At 61.9% G+C, this 15827-nt stretch carries 18 protein-coding genes; 9 read left to right on the top strand and 9 right to left on the bottom strand.

All coding sequences use genetic code 11. The annotated features are described in order from the left end of the window. Positions 1 to 100 precede the first annotated feature (100 nt). Entirely contained in the window at positions 101 to 1120 is a 1020-nt protein-coding gene (locus tag M8997_RS20880; RefSeq protein WP_250018177.1) for a polysaccharide deacetylase family protein, read from the top strand. A 140-nt stretch (positions 1121 to 1260) separates the two neighbouring features. Continuing rightward, on the top strand, positions 1261 to 2055 hold the full coding sequence (locus M8997_RS20875) for a class I SAM-dependent methyltransferase (RefSeq protein WP_250018168.1): 795 nt from the start codon (positions 1261 to 1263) through the stop codon (positions 2053 to 2055). An 8-nt stretch (positions 2056 to 2063) separates the two neighbouring features. On the opposite strand, the gene M8997_RS20870 is transcribed toward M8997_RS20875, so the two are convergent. Further along, positions 2064 to 2279 carry a DUF2842 domain-containing protein gene (locus tag M8997_RS20870; RefSeq protein WP_250018166.1) on the bottom strand — a complete coding sequence of 72 codons (216 nt, stop codon included), beginning with the start codon at positions 2277 to 2279 and terminating at the stop codon, positions 2064 to 2066. Positions 2280 to 2493: 214 nt separating this feature from the next. Between M8997_RS20870 and M8997_RS20865 the strand changes: the two genes are divergently transcribed. Beyond that, positions 2494 to 3579, top strand: coding sequence for a COX15/CtaA family protein (locus M8997_RS20865; RefSeq protein WP_250018164.1), 1086 nt, complete (start codon positions 2494 to 2496; stop codon positions 3577 to 3579). 87 nt (positions 3580 to 3666) lie between these two features. Further along, positions 3667 to 4878 (top strand): arsenite efflux MFS transporter ArsK, encoded by a 1212-nt coding sequence (gene arsK, locus M8997_RS20860; RefSeq protein ID WP_250018162.1) that lies wholly within the window; start codon positions 3667 to 3669, stop codon positions 4876 to 4878. On the opposite strand, the gene M8997_RS20855 is transcribed toward arsK, so the two are convergent. The 7 genes from M8997_RS20855 to M8997_RS20825 all read right to left on the bottom strand — a co-directional run bounded on the left by M8997_RS20855 (position 4867) and on the right by M8997_RS20825 (position 10777). Beyond that, the gene (locus tag M8997_RS20855) at positions 4867 to 5718 is read right to left on the bottom strand and encodes an aminoglycoside phosphotransferase family protein (RefSeq protein ID WP_250018160.1); all 852 of its coding nucleotides are present in this window, start codon (positions 5716 to 5718) and stop codon (positions 4867 to 4869) included. The genes arsK and M8997_RS20855 overlap by 12 nt on opposite strands. Then, positions 5711 to 6646 (bottom strand): N-acetyl-gamma-glutamyl-phosphate reductase, encoded by a 936-nt coding sequence (gene argC / locus M8997_RS20850; RefSeq protein ID WP_250018158.1) that lies wholly within the window; start codon positions 6644 to 6646, stop codon positions 5711 to 5713. The genes M8997_RS20855 and argC overlap by 8 nt, the downstream gene beginning before the upstream one ends. A gap of 71 nt (positions 6647 to 6717) precedes the next feature. Further along, complete coding sequence (gene speB, locus M8997_RS20845; protein WP_250018156.1) at positions 6718 to 7674, bottom strand: agmatinase; 957 nt, start codon at positions 7672 to 7674, stop codon at positions 6718 to 6720. A 124-nt stretch (positions 7675 to 7798) separates the two neighbouring features. Continuing rightward, on the bottom strand, positions 7799 to 8275 hold the full coding sequence (rpsI, locus tag M8997_RS20840; RefSeq protein ID WP_250018146.1) for a 30S ribosomal protein S9: 477 nt from the start codon (positions 8273 to 8275) through the stop codon (positions 7799 to 7801). Between the two features lie 2 nt (positions 8276 to 8277). Beyond that, positions 8278 to 8742, bottom strand: coding sequence for a 50S ribosomal protein L13 (gene rplM, locus M8997_RS20835; protein WP_250018145.1), 465 nt, complete (start codon positions 8740 to 8742; stop codon positions 8278 to 8280). Positions 8743 to 9042: 300 nt separating this feature from the next. Next, positions 9043 to 10017 (bottom strand): cysteine synthase A, encoded by a 975-nt coding sequence (gene cysK, locus M8997_RS20830; protein WP_250018129.1) that lies wholly within the window; start codon positions 10015 to 10017, stop codon positions 9043 to 9045. Positions 10018 to 10156: 139 nt separating this feature from the next. Further along, positions 10157 to 10777: a LysE family translocator gene (locus M8997_RS20825; protein ID WP_250018315.1), complete on the bottom strand. Its 621-nt coding sequence runs from the start codon at positions 10775 to 10777 to the stop codon at positions 10157 to 10159. A 217-nt stretch (positions 10778 to 10994) separates the two neighbouring features. On the opposite strand from M8997_RS20825, the gene mbfA reads away from it, so the two are divergent. Beyond that, the gene (gene mbfA / locus M8997_RS20820) at positions 10995 to 11978 is read left to right on the top strand and encodes an iron exporter MbfA (RefSeq protein WP_250018127.1); all 984 of its coding nucleotides are present in this window, start codon (positions 10995 to 10997) and stop codon (positions 11976 to 11978) included. A gap of 6 nt (positions 11979 to 11984) precedes the next feature. Here the strand turns inward: mbfA and M8997_RS20815 are convergent, their stop codons facing one another. Further along, on the bottom strand, positions 11985 to 12410 hold the full coding sequence (locus M8997_RS20815) for a PaaI family thioesterase (RefSeq protein WP_250018125.1): 426 nt from the start codon (positions 12408 to 12410) through the stop codon (positions 11985 to 11987). Between the two features lie 80 nt (positions 12411 to 12490). Here M8997_RS20815 and M8997_RS20810 point away from each other — a divergent pair, with 80 nt between their 5' ends. The 4 genes from M8997_RS20810 (at position 12491) to M8997_RS20795 (ending at position 15825) form a co-directional block, all read left to right on the top strand. Continuing rightward, on the top strand, positions 12491 to 13039 hold the full coding sequence (locus M8997_RS20810; RefSeq protein WP_250018123.1) for a hypothetical protein: 549 nt from the start codon (positions 12491 to 12493) through the stop codon (positions 13037 to 13039). Positions 13040 to 13052: 13 nt separating this feature from the next. After that, a complete protein-coding gene (locus M8997_RS20805; RefSeq protein ID WP_250018121.1) occupies positions 13053 to 13868 on the top strand; it encodes an enoyl-CoA hydratase in 816 nt (271 codons plus the stop codon). Positions 13869 to 13870: 2 nt separating this feature from the next. Beyond that, the gene (locus M8997_RS20800) at positions 13871 to 14386 is read left to right on the top strand and encodes a CoA-binding protein (protein ID WP_250018120.1); all 516 of its coding nucleotides are present in this window, start codon (positions 13871 to 13873) and stop codon (positions 14384 to 14386) included. A 155-nt stretch (positions 14387 to 14541) separates the two neighbouring features. Next, entirely contained in the window at positions 14542 to 15825 is a 1284-nt protein-coding gene (locus M8997_RS20795; RefSeq protein ID WP_250018118.1) for an O-acetylhomoserine aminocarboxypropyltransferase, read from the top strand. Positions 15826 to 15827: the final 2 nt, after the last annotated feature.

Genomic DNA, 15827 nt, shown 5'->3' with positions numbered 1-15827 from the left:
AAACAATTAGATTGCATGACTGGTGCTCTGCCGGATTTCCAGCTTAACGTGAATTGGTGAAGGAATGGTCCACGCGGCCGACTTGGTACGAAAGGCCGTGATGCGGCTTGCCTGGCATACCGGCTTCGCCTCCCATGCGCGTGCCCGGTATGGCGGGCTGGGCTGTATCGTCATGCTGCATCGTGTCCGGCCGGATTGCGTCAGCCCGCTCGGCGTCACCCGCTCGCTTTCGATCACGCCCGACTTTCTCGATACGGTGCTCTCCTCGCTGAAAGAAGAGGGAACCGAGTTCATCGCGATGGATGAAATGAGCGAGCGGCTGTCGCAGGGAGCGCGCCCCGGGGCCGGACGTTTCGTCGCCGTGACGCTCGACGACGGCTATGGCGACAATCTCCACCACGCGCAGCCTGTATTCCAGAAGCACAATGTGCCCTTCACCATCTATGCCGCACCGGGCCTCGTCGAGGGTGCCGCCGTGCTCTGGTGGGAGGTGGTGGAGCAACTCGTCGCGCGGTCGGAGCATGTGCGCATACCGGGAGGGCCGGAATGGCGCTGCCGCACCATGTTGCAGAAACGCACTGCCTTTCATGCGCTGATGCGCCATTTCTCCTATGTGCTCTCGGAAGTCGAGCAATTGCCGGTGCTGCGGCAGATGTGCGCCGAGGCGGGCATGATCTGCGGCGTTGCCGCCGAGCGCGACGTCATGAGCTGGCGCGAGCTGAAACAGATCGCCGGCGACCCGCTCTGCACGATTGGCGCCCATACCGTGCACCACTACAATTTGAGGAAGCTGCCGCCGGAACTCGTTTCCATCGAGATGGAACAGTCCGCGGACATGATCGAGGACAGGCTTGGCAAGCGGCCCCGGCATTTTGCCTATCCCTATGGATCGGTGAAGGCGGCTGGCCGCCGCGAGGCGCGGCTGGCGGCCGAACTGGGCTTCGTTTCCGCGGTGACGACGCGCCACGGCACGATCCATCCCGAACACCGCGCCAGCATGTTTTCGCTCCCCCGCATCTCCATCAATGGCCGGTTCCAGAAACTGGTCTACGCCCAGACCATGATGAGCGGCGCCACGACGCCCATGGCCAATGCGGGCAGGCGCGTGATTCAGGCCTGACCGCCGATCGATCCGGGCTCTCGCCGGTATAAAGACCCTCGAGCTGCGTCGAGGGGACAGGATCGTCGCGATCCGTCTTGCGGCATGCCTGCGTTGATGACCAGCATGCGCCACCTTGGACGAACGGACGGCGGGGGACCATGCTGAAGCAGGTGGGGAATGCAGCGTCAAGCGAAGCGGCTTCCAAGCAGGATCCGGATCGGCTGGCGGAGGCCTGGAAGCTCGTCTGGGCCAATATTCATGGCTGGGTGGGCGATCGCATCATCCAGATATTGCAGTTTACCCGCGAATATCACGACGAGATGGACATTCGCGGCTCGATCGGCGAGATCGGCGTCCACCACGGCAAGCTTTTCTTCCTGCTGGCCTCGCTGGCGCGCGCCGACGAGGACTGCGTCGCGATCGATCTCTACGAGAACCAGGTCAAGAACCTCGACCACAGCGGCAAGGGCTCGCTGGAAATATTCACCGGCCATCTCGACACGCTGTTTCCGCAGATGAAGCGCCAGGTGAAGGCCGTGGCGGCGGACAGCATGTCGCTGACGCCGTCGAACGTGCGGGACAAGCTCGGCGTCGACAAGATGCGGCTGTTCTCCGTCGATGGCGGCCATACGATCATGCATGTCGTCAACGATCTGTCGATTGCGCAGGAATTGATCGTGCCGGGCGGGATCATCATGCTCGACGATTTTCTCGGGCCGCTCTGGCCGACGGTCACCGAGGGCTATTTCGAATATATGCGCACCGCGAACCGCAGGCTCGTCCCGTTCCTGAGTTTCCAGAACAAGCTGTTCCTGACCACCTATTCAGAAGGGCCGGAAGTGCTGGCGAAACTGCGTTCCAGCCTCGATCGCATGGTGGGCAAGGAGATTCATTCCGGAAAATGGCGCTATTCCACCTTGAATGGCCACCAGATACTGTGTTTTGCGCGCTGATCTGACGATCAGGCCTTGGTTCTCGGCGGTTTTTCCATCCAGCTGATGATGAACATGGCCGGAACGACCCAGAATATGCCGGTGCCGAAGAAATAGAGAAGATGGATCCAGGGGCTCGAATCCGCCAGCAGCGCAACGGCGAAGACCGTGGCGACGACCGCATAGATGCAAACGAGCGCGACGAGAAAAAAGGTTCCAATGAGTTTCTTGAGCCTGACGGGCATGGTGCCTCCTTTTCTCGGAAGCTTCCGAGCCTTGCACCACCGTCTAGCGGGTAAATGTGGCCGCGAAAAGTAAAAAAGCCCGATAGCGCGTCCAAACGCGACGGCGTGTCGCGTAGCTCTTGCTTGTCTTCGCCCGGTTAATGCGGCACCTATCCTGCATTCTGAACCAGTGCCGCTTGATCGACGATCGATTGCTGCGGCGGCGGAGTTTGCCATGAGTGCACATAGTCTTCCCCATGCCGGAGCGGCCGCAACGCGGGACAGCGTTGCCCGCAACCGCCGTCACATAAGGCTATGGCTCTATCTCGTGCTGCTGGTCCTCGCGGCCATCGTTTTCGTCGGCGGCGCCACGCGCATGACCGGCTCGGGCCTTTCCATCACCGAATGGAAGCCGATCCACGGCGTCATTCCGCCCATCGGCGAAGCGGAATGGATGGAGGAATTCGACAAATACCGCCAGATCCCGCAATATCAGCAGATCAACAAGGGCATGAGCCTCGCCGAGTTCAAGCAGATATTCTGGTGGGAATGGGCGCATCGCCTCCTGGCGCGTGGCGTCGGCTTTCTCGTCGCCTTGCCGCTCGCCTTCTTCTGGCTGACAGGGCGGCTGGAGCGGGCGCTGAAGCCGCGCATGGTCGGCATTCTCGCCCTCGGCGGATTGCAGGGCGCCGTCGGCTGGTGGATGGTGGCTTCGGGCCTCGTCGATCGCGTCGATGTCAGCCAGTATCGCCTTGCGACGCATCTGACGCTCGCCTGCATCATATTTGCGGCCGTGATGTATGTGGCGCGGGGACTGGCGGAATATACGGATGTGCCGGCAGACAGGCCGGTCCAGCGCTTCGCCGGCTGGATGGTCCTCTTCATCTTCGTGCAGATCTATCTTGGCGCATTGGTGGCAGGGCTCGATGCCGGCCTGACCTATAATACCTGGCCGCTGATGGACGGCGCGCTGGTGCCGGGCGATCTTCTGCCGATCCAGCCGCTGTGGCACAATTTCTTCGAAAACCCGAAGACAGTGCAGTTCGTCCACCGCTGCTTTGCCTATTTCGTGCTGGTCATGGCCGCGTGGCATGCGGTTTCAACATTGCGCCAGGCACCCGACACGACGCATGCCCGCCGCGCCGTGCTCTTCGTCGTGCTCATTGCGATGCAGGCCGTTATCGGCATCGCCACGCTGCTGCTGATGGTGCCGATCGAGCTTGGCCTGCTGCACCAGCTTTTCGCCATTGTCGTGCTGGGCTTTGCCGTCGCCCACTGGCGCGCGACCAAAGGCGCCTATCCGGTCGGGAGCGCAGCCTGAACCAGGCTATGTAGCTGGTTTCCGGTCGAGACTCAGTTTATTTGTTCCGATGGCCATCATGCCATCATCACCGTGCCGGAACTTGAAATGAATCTCAGCGCAAGGCGTTCGCTGGCCGCGGTAACAGGCCTTGGGGTCACGCAGATCATCGGCTACGGCACGCTGTTCTACAGTTTCAGCATCCTTGCGCCGGAAATGGGCCGGGATTTCTCGCAATCGCGCGAATGGCTCTTCGGCATCTTCTCCGGCACGCTGCTGATCGGCGGGCTGGTCTCGCCCTGGTCCGGCCGCTGGGCGGATCGTTTCGGGGCAGGGCGGGTCATGGCCCTCGGCTCGCTGGCAGCGGCGGTATCGCTCGCGCTTTGCGCAATTGCCGACCAATGGCTGCTGTTTGCCGCCGCAATGATCAGCACCGGCCTTGCGACGCCCTTTACCCTTTATAACACCGCATTTGCCGTGCTGGTGCAGGTCGATCCGGCGGCAGCGCCGCGCAGGATCACCTATCTTACCCTCATGGGCGGCTTCTCCTCGACCCTGTTCTGGCCACTGACGAGCCAGTTGCTCGGTAGCCTGACCTGGCAGGGCATCTTCCTCGTCTACGCGGCACTGCACATCTTCATCTGCCTGCCGATCCATTACTGGCTGTCCTTGTTGACGCGCCGGACCGATGCGGTGGTGGAAGGCACATCGTCGCCGCGCTCGGAGACGCCGGGAAGCGTTCCGGAACACAGGCGCGACGCGATTCTCACGCTGATCGCCGCCGCCTTCGCCCTGACCAGCTTCGCCCTGTCCTCGCTGCTCATCCACATGGTGCCGGTATTCGTCGCCATCGGGCTTGGCGCCGCCGCCGTCTATTTCGGCACGATCTTCGGCCCGTCGCAATTTGCGAGCCGCCTCATCAACATGCTGCTCGGGCCGAGGTTCTCGCCGATGACGGTGGCGATGTTCTCGACCGCGTTGATCCCGCTGGCATTCGTGGTGCTGCTGCTGGCGCCGCCGATACCGCTCTACGCCGCCGCCTTCATATTCGCGCTGCTCTTCGGCATGGGTTCGGGACTGAACAGCATCGTGCTCGGCACCTTGCCGCTGTCATTGTTCGGCTCGCTCGGCTATGGCCAAATCCTCGGAAGGATCACGTCCATCAGGCTGATCGTGTCGTCGATAGCCCCCTTCATCTTTGCCTTCTTCCTCGAACGGTTCGGTCCGCATCTGGCGCTTGGCGTTGCCACGGGCGCGGGCCTTGCCGGCCTTGCCATCTTCGTCCTCGTCGCCGCGATGATCCGGAAATCAGAGATGTGAGGCCAGCGCGTCCCGGAGGCTGCGGGCCACGCCGAGGCTCCGCGCCTCTTCCTGCCCGTTGCCGTCTTCGGCGTGCCAGGAGGCGGAGAGACAGGCATGGGCAATGCCGAAACGCAGCAAATCCTTGGCGTCGCGACCCAGTCTTTCGGCAAACATCTGCGCGATCCGGCCATTCCTGACGGCGCTCGACCGCAGATCGTCGCGCTCCAGCGGGTTATAGAACATGTTCGCCACGTCATAGGCGCTGTCGCCGATCAGCCCCTTTGGATCGATCGCCAGCCAGCCGCGCGGCCCATGCAATATGTTCTCATGGTGGAGGTCGCCATGGAGCGGCCGTGGCACCCGGGTCTCGGCAAGGAGCCGGTCGGCAAGCGCGGCTGCATCGGTGAAGGGCGTGGCGAGCCCTTGCTTCCTGTCGCGGTCGGCGCGCTTGAACAGGCTGTCGAACTGTTGCCGCAAGGGCGGCAGATCGTCCGGGGGGCGGCGATCGCCTGCCGTCTGGTGAAGCTGGAGAAACACGTCGCAGAATATCGCGCTTGCCTCGTCGTCGCCATGCTCGTTCAGATGGTCGAGCAGGCTGCGGTCTCCGGCATATTCAAGCAGGAGATCGCCATTCTTGCGCGCAAGCAGGCGGATACAGCCGTTTCCGTCGCAGAAATCGAGGAAATGCACGCCGTTCAGCTCCTCCCGCATGCCTATCCGCGTCAATTGCTTGACGACTGCAGGTTCGCCGCCCGGCAGCCGCACGCGCGTGACGCGGCCGGTAACGGTCCTGGCCAACAGTTGCGGGTCGGACAGGCCCCATTCCGCTGGAAACGGGGCCGGCCGGCGCTCAGGCATTTCCCAGCATGAGGTCGAGGTTCTGCACGGCGGCGCCCGAAGCGCCCTTGCCGAGATTGTCCAGCACGGCGACGAGATTGACGAGGCCCTGGCCCTCGGTGCCGAAGACGTGCAGGCGCATGATGTCGGTATCCTTCAGCTCCTCGGCATCGAGACGGGGCAGGGCGGCGCTGACATTCAGCGGCACGACCTCAACGATCTCCTGTCCCGCATAATGCGCTTCCAGGGCGGCATGGATGTCAGCGAGGCTGGGTGCGCCTTCGAGATCCTCGATATGCAGCGGCACCTGGACGATCATGCCTTGCGCGAAACGGCCGACGCTGGGGCTGAACAGCGGCTTGCGGGCGAGATCGCCATGGACCTGCATTTCAGGAACATGCTTGTGCTTCAACGGCATGGCATAGAGGAAATGATGGGCGCGGATCGGATCGGGGTTGGCGGGGTCTTCCATCTGGCCGATCAACTGCTTGCCGCCGCCGGTATAGCCGGAAACCGCGTTGACCGTTACCGGATAATCCGCCGGCAGGATTCCGGCGTCGCGCAACGGCCTGATGAGGGAGATCGCACCCGTCGGATAGCAGCCGGGATTGGCGACCAGCCGGGCGTCGCGGATCTTTGCCCGCTGATCCTTGTTCAGTTCGGCGAAACCATAGGCCCAGTCGGGATCGACGCGATGGGCCGTGGACGTATCGATGATCTTCGTCGAATTGTTGCCCTCGAGCATGGCGACCGATTCTTTCGCCGCGTCGTCGGGCAGGCACAGAATGGCGACATCCGCCTGCTTGAGATAATCCGCGCGCATGTCCCTGTTGCGCCGCTCGGCTTCCGGTATGGACAATACGTTGAGGTCGCTCCGTTCGGCCAGGCGCTGGCGGATCTGCAGGCCGGTCGTTCCGTGTTCGCCATCGATGAAGATTTTCGGTTTCATGACATATCCTTGAAATTCAGCTGGTTATCGGCGCAAGTCGATTCAATTCGGGAGGAAGTTGAATCGGTGTCTCAGCGTCGTCTGCTTGCCTTCTTCTCGGCGAGGAGCCCCAGATAATACATGGCGATCGTGGCTCCGGCGATGGCGGTAACGTCGGCATGATCATAGGCGGGCGCCACTTCGACCACGTCCGCGCCGACGATGTTCAGCTCCGCAAGGTGGCGCAGCACTGAAAGGATTTTCGCCGATGACGGCCCGCCGGCGACCGGAGTGCCGGTACCCGGCGCGAAGGCCGGGTCCAGGCAATCGATATCGAAGGTGAGATAGACGGGCATGCCGGCCGTGCGCTCGATGATCTGGTCGGCGATCTGCCGTGCCGAAAGCTCTTCCACCTCGTAGCCATGCGTGATCTTGATGCCGAAATCCTCCGGCGCATGGGTGCGGATGCCGACCTGTATCGAATGTTCGGGGTCGATGATGCCGTCGCGTACCGCCCGCCCGACAAACGAGCCGTGGTCGATGCGCTTGCCGTCATCATACCAGGTGTCCTGGTGCGCATCGAACTGCACCAGTGCGAGCCGGCCATATTTGGCCGCATGCGCCCGCAATATCGGCCAGGTGACGAAATGATCGCCGCCGAGCGACAGAAGGAATGCGCCGCTGCCGATGAGCCGATTGGCCTCCTTCTCGATGGTGGCGGGCGTCTTCTGGTGATTGCCGTAGTCAAGCAGGCAATCGCCATAGTCGATCACCGCCAGCTCGTCGAAGAGATCGCGCGAAAAGGGATATTGCGGGTCATTGTCGAAGATCGCCGAGGCGCGCCGGATCGCCTGCGGGCCGAAGCGCGCACCGGGGCGGTTGGAAACGGCGGCATCGAAGGGAATGCCCCAGACGACCACATCGGCGCCCTTCACATTCTTCGAATAGCGCCGGCGCATGAAGGAAAGCGCGCCCGCATGGGTAGGATCGGTGGCAGCGCCGGTCATGGCGCGCGCCGTGAAGGCGTTGTCGATGGTCTTCGATGGCATCGAGTTTTCTGGCTCCGGGGAACTGTCGGCATTCGCTCAGCGGCGAAGCTACCCTAAACGCTGCTCTTGGCAACAAAAAAGCGGACCCGAAGGCCCGCTTTTTGCTCTGTCAGTCGGAAGCGGATTAACGCTTCGAGAACTGGAACGAGCGGCGGGCTTTCGCCTTGCCGTACTTCTTGCGCTCGACGACGCGGCTGTCGCGCGTCAGGAAGCCACCCTTCTTGAGGACGCCGCGAAGCGCCGGCTCGAAGTAGGTGAGGGCCTTGGAAATACCATGGCGCACTGCGCCGGCCTGGCCGGAAAGACCGCCGCCTGCAACGGTGGCGATGATGTCGTACTGGCCGGCACGGTTGGCGGCGACGATCGGCTGCTGCAGGATCATCTGCAGGACCGGACGTGCGAAATACTTGCCATATTCCTTGTCGTTGATCACGATCTTGCCGGAACCCGGCTTGATCCAGACGCGAGCAACGGCGTCCTTGCGCTTGCCGGTGGCATAGGCGCGGCCATGGGCATCGAGCTTCTGGACGTGGACGGGTGCGGCAGCCTGGGTCGAGGCAGCGGCAGTGCCGAGATCTGCGAGCGAATTGAGCTCAGCCATGTTTATGCGCTCCTTTTGTTCTTGGCATTCAGTGCGCCGACGTCGAGGACTTCGGGAGACTGAGCTTCATGCGGATGGTTGGAACCGGCATAGACGCGCAGGTTCTTCATCTGGCGGCGTCCGAGCGGTCCGCGTGGAACCATGCGCTCGACGGCCTTTTCAACGACGCGCTCCGGGAAACGGCCTTCGAGCAGCTGACGTGCAGTGCGCTCCTTGATGCCGCCGGGATGGCCGGTGTGCCAGTAATAGGTCTTGTCGGTGTACTTCTTGCCGGTGAAGACAACCTTGTCGGCATTGATGATGATGACATTATCGCCATCGTCGACATGCGGCGTGAAGGTTGCTTTGTGCTTGCCGCGCAGACGGTTGGCAACGAGAGTGGCGAGACGGCCGACGACGAGTCCCTCGGCGTCGATCAGGATCCACTTTTTCGTCACTTCTGCCGGCTTCTGTGAGAAGGTAGCCATTGTGTTCGTCCTTGAGATCATCCTTCGATAAGGAAGGCTTTTCTTGTTGCTTGGGTTGCCCGGATCACCTGTATCCGCACAACAATGAAAAGCGGCGGGAATACCCACCGCAGTCTGGCGTTTCCAATAAAGCCACTTTTGCACGAGGTCAAGCGCTCATTCACCCGCATGAAGCGAATGACGCCAGTAAAATCAATAGGTTAGAAAAAAGGTATTATATTACCACAGAATCTCGACCTCATATCGCGTCGATCCCGCTGTGGAGGACCGGCCGGACGCCGGTCCCGCAATTCCAGCGTCTCAGGCATCGAGTCCGTCGAAGAGCGCCGTCGAAAGATAGCGCTCGGCGAAGGAAGGAATGATGATGACGATGTTCTTGCCCTTGTTTTCGGGCCGTTTGCCGATCTCGACAGCCGCGGTCAGCGCCGCACCCGAGGAGATGCCGACCGGTACGCCTTCGAGCCGGGCGACGAGCCGCGCATTGGCGAAGGCATCATCGTTCGAAACCTGGACCACCTCGTCATAGACATGGGTATCGAGCACGGAAGGCGCAAACCCCGCGCCGATGCCCTGGATCTTGTGCGGGCCGGGATTGCCGCCGGAGAGCACGGGCGAATCCTTCGGCTCGACGGCGATGATCCGTACTTCGGGCTTGCGCTGCTTGAGCACCTGTCCGACGCCGGTGATCGTGCCGCCGGTTCCTATCCCCGAAACCACGATATCGACGCTGCCATCCGTATCGTTCCAGATCTCCTCAGCCGTGGTGCGGCGATGGATTTCGGGATTGGCGGGATTGTCGAACTGTCCGGGGATGATGGCGTCGTCGATGGTCTCGACGAGTTCGTTGGCCTTGGCGATCGCACCTTTCATTCCCTTGGCGCCTTCGGTGAGCACCAGTTCGGCGCCGAGCAGCTTCAGCATCTTGCGCCGCTCGACCGACATGGTCTCCGGCATGGTGAGGATAAGCCTGTATCCCTTGGCGGCGGCCGCGAAGGCGAGGGCGATGCCGGTATTGCCCGACGTGGGCTCGACGAAGGTGGTCTTGCCGGGAGTTGCCTTGCCCTGTTCCTCGAGCGCCGTAATCAGCGCCACGCCGATGCGATCCTTGACGCTGGCAATCGGGTTGAAAAACTCGAGTTTTGCCAGGAGGTTGGCCTCGACGCCATGCTCCCTGGCAAATTTGTCCAACCGCACGAGCGGCGTATCGCCAATGGTATCGACGATGGAATTGTAGATACGCCCGCGGCCTGGCTTGCGCGATGTCTCGGTGCCCATGGACTTTTCTCCCGGAATGGATCTGAATTTCAGGCCGATCTTACGGGGCGAGTACGGGAATTCATAGCTGGGCTGATGCGCAAATCGACCCGGGTTGAGAATATTTCACCAGAATAGCGACTGGGAAGGAATTTTATTCTCAGTGCGCCCTGCCGGCTATGGCGAGAGCCGCACCCGCCATGAAAGCCGCCGCCGTCCGGTTCAGGCGTTTCAAGGCGCGCGGCGAGGCCAGCAGGCCGCGGGCCTTGGCCGCCAGCGCAAGGTAGGGCACGAGGACGATCAGCAGTACCGCGACGGTCAGCCCGACGAGGATCATGTAGTCCGTGACCGTGATGCTCTGCAGGTCGATCAGCGTCGGCGCCAGCGCAATATAGAACAGCATGGTTTTCGGATTGCCGAGCGTGATGGCGAGGCCGGCCAGTACGGAGGCGACCGCGCCTCCCTTGGCCTTGCGGGCCTGGATATGGGCCGGATTGATGCCGCTCGTCCACAGGCCCCAGGCAAGATAGGCCAGGTAGGCGACGCCTGCCCATTTGATGACGAGGAACAGGGTACCGAATGTCTGCGCCACCACGGCGAGGCCGAGGATGACCGCCGTCAGGTAGCAGAGATCGCCGAGGACGAGGCCAAGCGACATGTAGAGCGACGAGCGGAAGCCGGAGCCGAGCGCGCGGGCGACGAGCGCGGTGACGCCGGGGCCGGGAATGGCGGCGGCGATGGCGAGGGCACCCGAATAGGCGATGAAACCGGCAAGCGTCATGATCCTGGTCCTGAAGCGCCGGAAGGCGCGGTTGAAGGCGCGCGAAACTACTGCGCTTCGCAATAGCTGTCCATGGGGGCTGTGCATGAGGGGGGCGATGGGGGCATGGGCCGCATTTGTGCATGCGGAGAATTATTGGAGAGCGTATGGTCCGGCACTTGAAATGGTTACTCGCATGACATAGTTTAGAATTATTCTAAAGTAAGGCAGTCCTCCCATGTTCAGTCGTTTCTTCGGTCATCGCCGCCATGACCTCGCGTCCCTTTCCGAGCAGCAGATTCTTGCGCTTGCCATCTCGTCGGAAGAGGACGATGCGCGCATCTATCTCGCTTACGCCGATGGTCTCAGGGAGCAATTCCCCAATAGCGCCAAGGTGTTCGAGGACATGGCTGCGGAGGAAAATCACCACCGCCAGAGCCTCATCGACCTGCACAGGGAGCGCTTCGGCGACCGCATACCGCTCATCCGGCGCGATCACGTCCGCGGCTACATGGAACGCAAGCCGGATTGGCTGGTGCGGCCTCTGGGCATAGAGCGTGTGCGGGCAATGGCGGAAAAGATGGAGGACGAAGCCTATCGCTTCTATGGCGCGGCGGCCGCGCTCGTCAGCGATGCCTCGACCCGGCGCCTGCTCGGCGATCTTGCCCTGGCGGAGAAGACGCATGAGTCGCTGGCGCATCGTCTTGGCGAGATACATACGCCCGACGATGTGAAGCAGGTCGAGGACGAGACCGAAAAGCGCCAGTTCCTCTTGACCTATATCCAGCCTGGCCTCGCCGGATTGATGGACGGTTCGGTCTCGACGCTCGCGCCGATCTTCGCGGCGGCCTTCGCCACGCAGGATACGTGGCAGACCTTCCTCGTCGGCCTCTCGGCCTCGCTGGGTGCCGGCATATCGATGGGCTTTACCGAAGCCGCGCATGATGATGGCAGATTGTCCGGGCGCGGGTCGCCGCTCAAGCGCGGTCTTGCCAATGGCCTGATGACGGCGATCGGCGGCCTCGGCCACGCCTTGCCCTATCTCATCCCCGATTTCTGGACGGCGACCGCCCTGGCGGCGCTGGTGGTGTTCGTCGAATTGTGGGCCATCGCCTTCATCCAGCACCGCTACATGGAAACGCCGTTCTTCCGCGCGGCCATACAGGTGGTTCTCGGCGGCGGGCTGGTCCTTGCGACCGGCATTCTCATCGGCAGTTCCTGACGATCCTCAATCCTGCCGCGGCGGTATCGAATAGGTCGCCGTGGCGTGGGCCACCAGATCGCCGTCGGCGGTCATGGCGATCTCGACCACCGCGAGCCGCTTGCCGAGCTTCAGGATCGTCGCTTTGGCATCGACGGGACCGGGCGAGGGCTTGCGCAGGAAGTTGATGTTGAGATTTGTCGTGACGGCAAGGGCGACAGGGCCGATCTGGGCAAGGATCGCCATATAGGCGGTCACATCGGCCAGCGAAAACAGCGACGGTCCGGAAACGGTCCCGCCCGGCCGCAGATGCTTTTCGGATGGATCGAGCCGCATGCTGGCGAAGCCGTCGCCGGCATCCGTGACCGAAAATACCGGCCCGTCGGCATTGACCTGCGGAAACTCCGTCTGAAGGAAATAGGTGAGGGCCGCCACATCCATCATTGCCGCCATGGTTTCGCTTCCTTGCTGTTTTGTTTACGCTTTGACTGCTAGACTTGGTCCAAGCACGTCTTACAAGGATGGGGCCGTTTATGAAACCGCCAGGAATAATCGTAACCTCTCTGCTGGTCACCGTTGGCTATGCCGGCCTGTTCGCCGCGCGGCCGGATCTGCCGCCACCGCCGGTGATCGAGCAATATACCTTGCCGCAACGCTCCGTAGCGCTGGACGAGGCTACGATCCGGCGCTTCCTCTACGGCTACGCACCCGTTGCCGCCACCCTGCGCGAACTCGAGGACGAGGGCGATGCCTCGGCACGCATCAGCGCATTGGACGCGAAGGCAAGCGAGGTCGGTTTCGCCAGTTTCCGGGACTGGGCGGATATAGCGACGACCATCATGGTCACCTATAACTGGGCCGTAAATCCCGAGCCCGCGCGGGAAGTCGACAAGGTAGTTACCTATGTGACCAAAATGTCCGAGCCCTCGGACAGCGAGAAGGCCGCGATGATTTCGGGCCTCAGGACCGGCCTGTCGCGGGTCAGCAATGCGAAGCCTTCCGCCGCCAACCTCGCGGTGGTCCGGCGTCATCTTCGCACCTTGAAGCCGATCTACAATCAGTGGAAGCCGCAGGAATCCTAGCCTGGAGCGAGAAATGGTAGAACTTTACGCGATCCGCAACGAGACGCCGGTGATCGGCCATGCCAACGAAGCGGGCGTATTGCGGCTGACGATGCAGAACGCGCCGGCGAACGCGCTTTCCGTCCACATGATGGAGGTTTTGCTGGAGCAGTTGCAGTCAGCGCGCCTGGACAAGGCCGTCAGGGTCGTCCTGATCGATTCCGGCCTCAAGCTGTTCTCCGCCGGCCACGATCTGAAGGAACTGACCGCCCATCGCAAGGACCCGGACCGGGGACGCGGTTTCTTCGACACGACGATGCGCCTTTGCGCCAGCCTGATGCAGGAGATCGTCACCCATCCGAAGCCGGTTATCGCCGCCGTCGGTGGTCTCGCGACGGCTGCCGGCTGCCAGTTGGTGGCCTCCTGCGACCTCGCAATCGCATCCGACAAGGCGACTTTCTGCACGCCGGGCGTCAATATCGGCCTGTTCTGCTCGACGCCCATGGTCGCATTGTCGCGAAACCTCTCGAGGAAGCATGCAATGGAAATGCTGCTGACCGGTGAGACGATCGATGCCAGCACCGCGCGCGAATTCGGCCTGATCAACCGGGTCGTGCCCGAGGAGTACCTTGGCCAGATTGCGATGAAATACGCGCAAACCATTGCTTCCAAATCATCTTTGACGGTGAAGATCGGCAAGGAAGCCTTCTATCGGCAGGCGGAGATGCCATTGTCGCAAGCCTATGAATATGCGGCTGGGGTCATGGTCGAGAACATGCTGGCGAAGGATGCCGAAGAGGGTATCGGCGCCTTCATCGAGAAGCGCGTACCGCAGTGGAAAGACGAGTAGACATGGACCACGATCATTACAGCGACGACTGTATCCGCGATATATTGAGCTCGGTCAAAACGATCGCCATGGTGGGCGCTTCCGCCAACGAGGTACGGCCGAGCTATTTCGTCATGAAATACCTGCTGTCCAAGGGCTATCGCGTCATCCCGGTCAATCCGGGGCAGGCGGGCAAGGAGATACTCGGCCAGCGCACTTTTGCGCGGCTCGCGGATATGGACGAGGCCGTCGACATGGTCGACGTGTTCCGGGCTTCGAACATGCTTCCCGGCATCGTCGACGAAGTTCTGCAGATGAAACCCCTGCCGGCGGTCATCTGGACCCAGCTGACGGTGCGCCATGACGAAGCGGCGCGCAAGGCGGAGGCGGCGGGCATCCGCGTCGTCATGGATCGCTGCCCGAAGATCGAATATGCGCGGCTGTGCGGCGAGATCGGCTGGAATGGCGTGAATTCGCGCGTGATATCCGCAAGGAAGCCGCTCTTGCGCAAGGGTTTCCAGAGTTTCGGCCTCAAATAGGCAAAACGGGCGCCTTTTCGCTCGCATATTCCGCAACTTCGGCAAGTTTGCGGGATCGGTTTCGACAAATGGATGCTCCTTGGCAATTCTTTGCTTGGCGATGCCCCGCCTATCGCCTAGCGTGAGCCCGCAATTGCCCTGGAGGAAGATCAGACATGCCCAATCGTGCACCCGGAATAGAGACACTGGCCGTCCATGCAGGCGCGCAGCCCGACCCAGCGACCGGGGCGCGCGCGACGCCGATCTACCAGACCACGGCTTTCGTTTTCGACGATGCGGACCATGCTGCATCGCTGTTCGGGCTGAAGGCATTCGGCAATATCTATACGCGCATCACCAACCCGACCAATGCCGTGCTCGAGGAACGTGTCGCCGCGCTCGAAGGTGGAACGGCTGCATTGGCGGTTGCGTCCGGACATGCGGCGCAACTCCTCGTCTTTCACACGCTCATGCAGCCCGGCGCCAATTTCGTCGCTTCCAACCGGCTCTATGGCGGCTCCATCAACCAGTTCGGCCAGTCGTTCAAATCCTTCGACTGGCATGTGCGCTGGGCCGACGGCACCGATCCGGCGGCCTTCGAGGCGCAGATCGACGACAAGACGCGCGCCATCTTCATCGAGAGCTTCGCCAATCCCGGCGGCATCGTCAGCGATATCGCCGCCATCGCCGATATCGCCCACCGTCACGGCATTCCGCTCATCGTGGACAATACGCTGGCCTCGCCCTACCTCATCCGGCCGATCGAGCATGGCGCCGATATCATCGTTCATTCCGCCACGAAATTCCTCGGCGGCCATGGAAATTCGATGGGTGGCATCATCGTCGATTGCGGCACCTTCGATTGGACCAAATCGGGCAATTATCCGCTGCTTTCCGAGCCGCGCGCCGAATATAACGGCATCGTCCTGCACGAAACATTCGGCAATTTCGCCTTCGCCATAGCCTGCCGGGTGCTGGGTCTGCGCGATCTCGGGCCGGCGCTGTCGCCATTCAACGCGTTCCAGATCGCCACCGGCATCGAGACGCTGCCGCTGCGCATGCAGCGCCACTCGGACAATGCGCTCGAGACCGCAAAATTCCTGAAAGGCCACGACAAGGTCGGCTGGGTCAGCTATGCCGGCCTGCCGGACGATCCATTCAACAGCCTGCAGCGCAAATACGCGCCGCGGGGCGCCGGCTCGGTGTTCACCTTCGGCCTCAAGGGTGGCTATGATGCCGGCGTGAAACTGGTGGAGAGCCTCGAATTGTTCTCGCACCTGGCCAATATCGGCGATACAAAATCACTGGTGATCCATCCCGCCTCGACCACGCATCGGCAATTGCGCGACGAACAGAAGATAGCAGCGGGGGCAGGGCCTGACGTGGTCCGCCTTTCGATCGGTATCGAAAGCGTCGAGGACATCATTGCCGATCTGGAGCAGGCGCTTGCCAAGGTGTAGAC

It is taken from the genome of Phyllobacterium sp. 21LDTY02-6 (assembly GCF_023554255.2).
Lineage (GTDB): Bacteria > Pseudomonadota > Alphaproteobacteria > Rhizobiales > Rhizobiaceae > Phyllobacterium.
This window is presented reverse-complemented; position numbering and strand designations above follow the sequence as displayed.

Excerpts from the sequence above, each read along its gene's own strand:
- M8997_RS20880 (WP_250018177.1), top strand. The coding sequence starts at position 101 with ATGCGGCTTGCCTGGCATACCGGCTTCGCCTCCCATGCGCGTGCCCGG.
- M8997_RS20875 (WP_250018168.1), top strand. The coding sequence starts at position 1,261 with ATGCTGAAGCAGGTGGGGAATGCAGCGTCAAGCGAAGCGGCTTCCAAG.
- M8997_RS20870 (WP_250018166.1), bottom strand. The coding sequence starts at position 2,279 with ATGCCCGTCAGGCTCAAGAAACTCATTGGAACCTTTTTTCTCGTCGCG.
- M8997_RS20865 (WP_250018164.1), top strand. The coding sequence starts at position 2,494 with ATGAGTGCACATAGTCTTCCCCATGCCGGAGCGGCCGCAACGCGGGAC.
- arsK (WP_250018162.1), top strand. The coding sequence starts at position 3,667 with ATGAATCTCAGCGCAAGGCGTTCGCTGGCCGCGGTAACAGGCCTTGGG.
- M8997_RS20855 (WP_250018160.1), bottom strand. The coding sequence starts at position 5,718 with ATGCCTGAGCGCCGGCCGGCCCCGTTTCCAGCGGAATGGGGCCTGTCC.
- argC (WP_250018158.1), bottom strand. The coding sequence starts at position 6,646 with ATGAAACCGAAAATCTTCATCGATGGCGAACACGGAACGACCGGCCTG.
- speB (WP_250018156.1), bottom strand. The coding sequence starts at position 7,674 with ATGCCATCGAAGACCATCGACAACGCCTTCACGGCGCGCGCCATGACC.
- rpsI (WP_250018146.1), bottom strand. The coding sequence starts at position 8,275 with ATGGCTGAGCTCAATTCGCTCGCAGATCTCGGCACTGCCGCTGCCTCG.
- rplM (WP_250018145.1), bottom strand. The coding sequence starts at position 8,742 with ATGGCTACCTTCTCACAGAAGCCGGCAGAAGTGACGAAAAAGTGGATC.
- cysK (WP_250018129.1), bottom strand. The coding sequence starts at position 10,017 with ATGGGCACCGAGACATCGCGCAAGCCAGGCCGCGGGCGTATCTACAAT.
- M8997_RS20825 (WP_250018315.1), bottom strand. The coding sequence starts at position 10,777 with ATGACGCTTGCCGGTTTCATCGCCTATTCGGGTGCCCTCGCCATCGCC.
- mbfA (WP_250018127.1), top strand. The coding sequence starts at position 10,995 with ATGTTCAGTCGTTTCTTCGGTCATCGCCGCCATGACCTCGCGTCCCTT.
- M8997_RS20815 (WP_250018125.1), bottom strand. The coding sequence starts at position 12,410 with ATGGCGGCAATGATGGATGTGGCGGCCCTCACCTATTTCCTTCAGACG.
- M8997_RS20810 (WP_250018123.1), top strand. The coding sequence starts at position 12,491 with ATGAAACCGCCAGGAATAATCGTAACCTCTCTGCTGGTCACCGTTGGC.
- M8997_RS20805 (WP_250018121.1), top strand. The coding sequence starts at position 13,053 with ATGGTAGAACTTTACGCGATCCGCAACGAGACGCCGGTGATCGGCCAT.
- M8997_RS20800 (WP_250018120.1), top strand. The coding sequence starts at position 13,871 with ATGGACCACGATCATTACAGCGACGACTGTATCCGCGATATATTGAGC.
- M8997_RS20795 (WP_250018118.1), top strand. The coding sequence starts at position 14,542 with ATGCCCAATCGTGCACCCGGAATAGAGACACTGGCCGTCCATGCAGGC.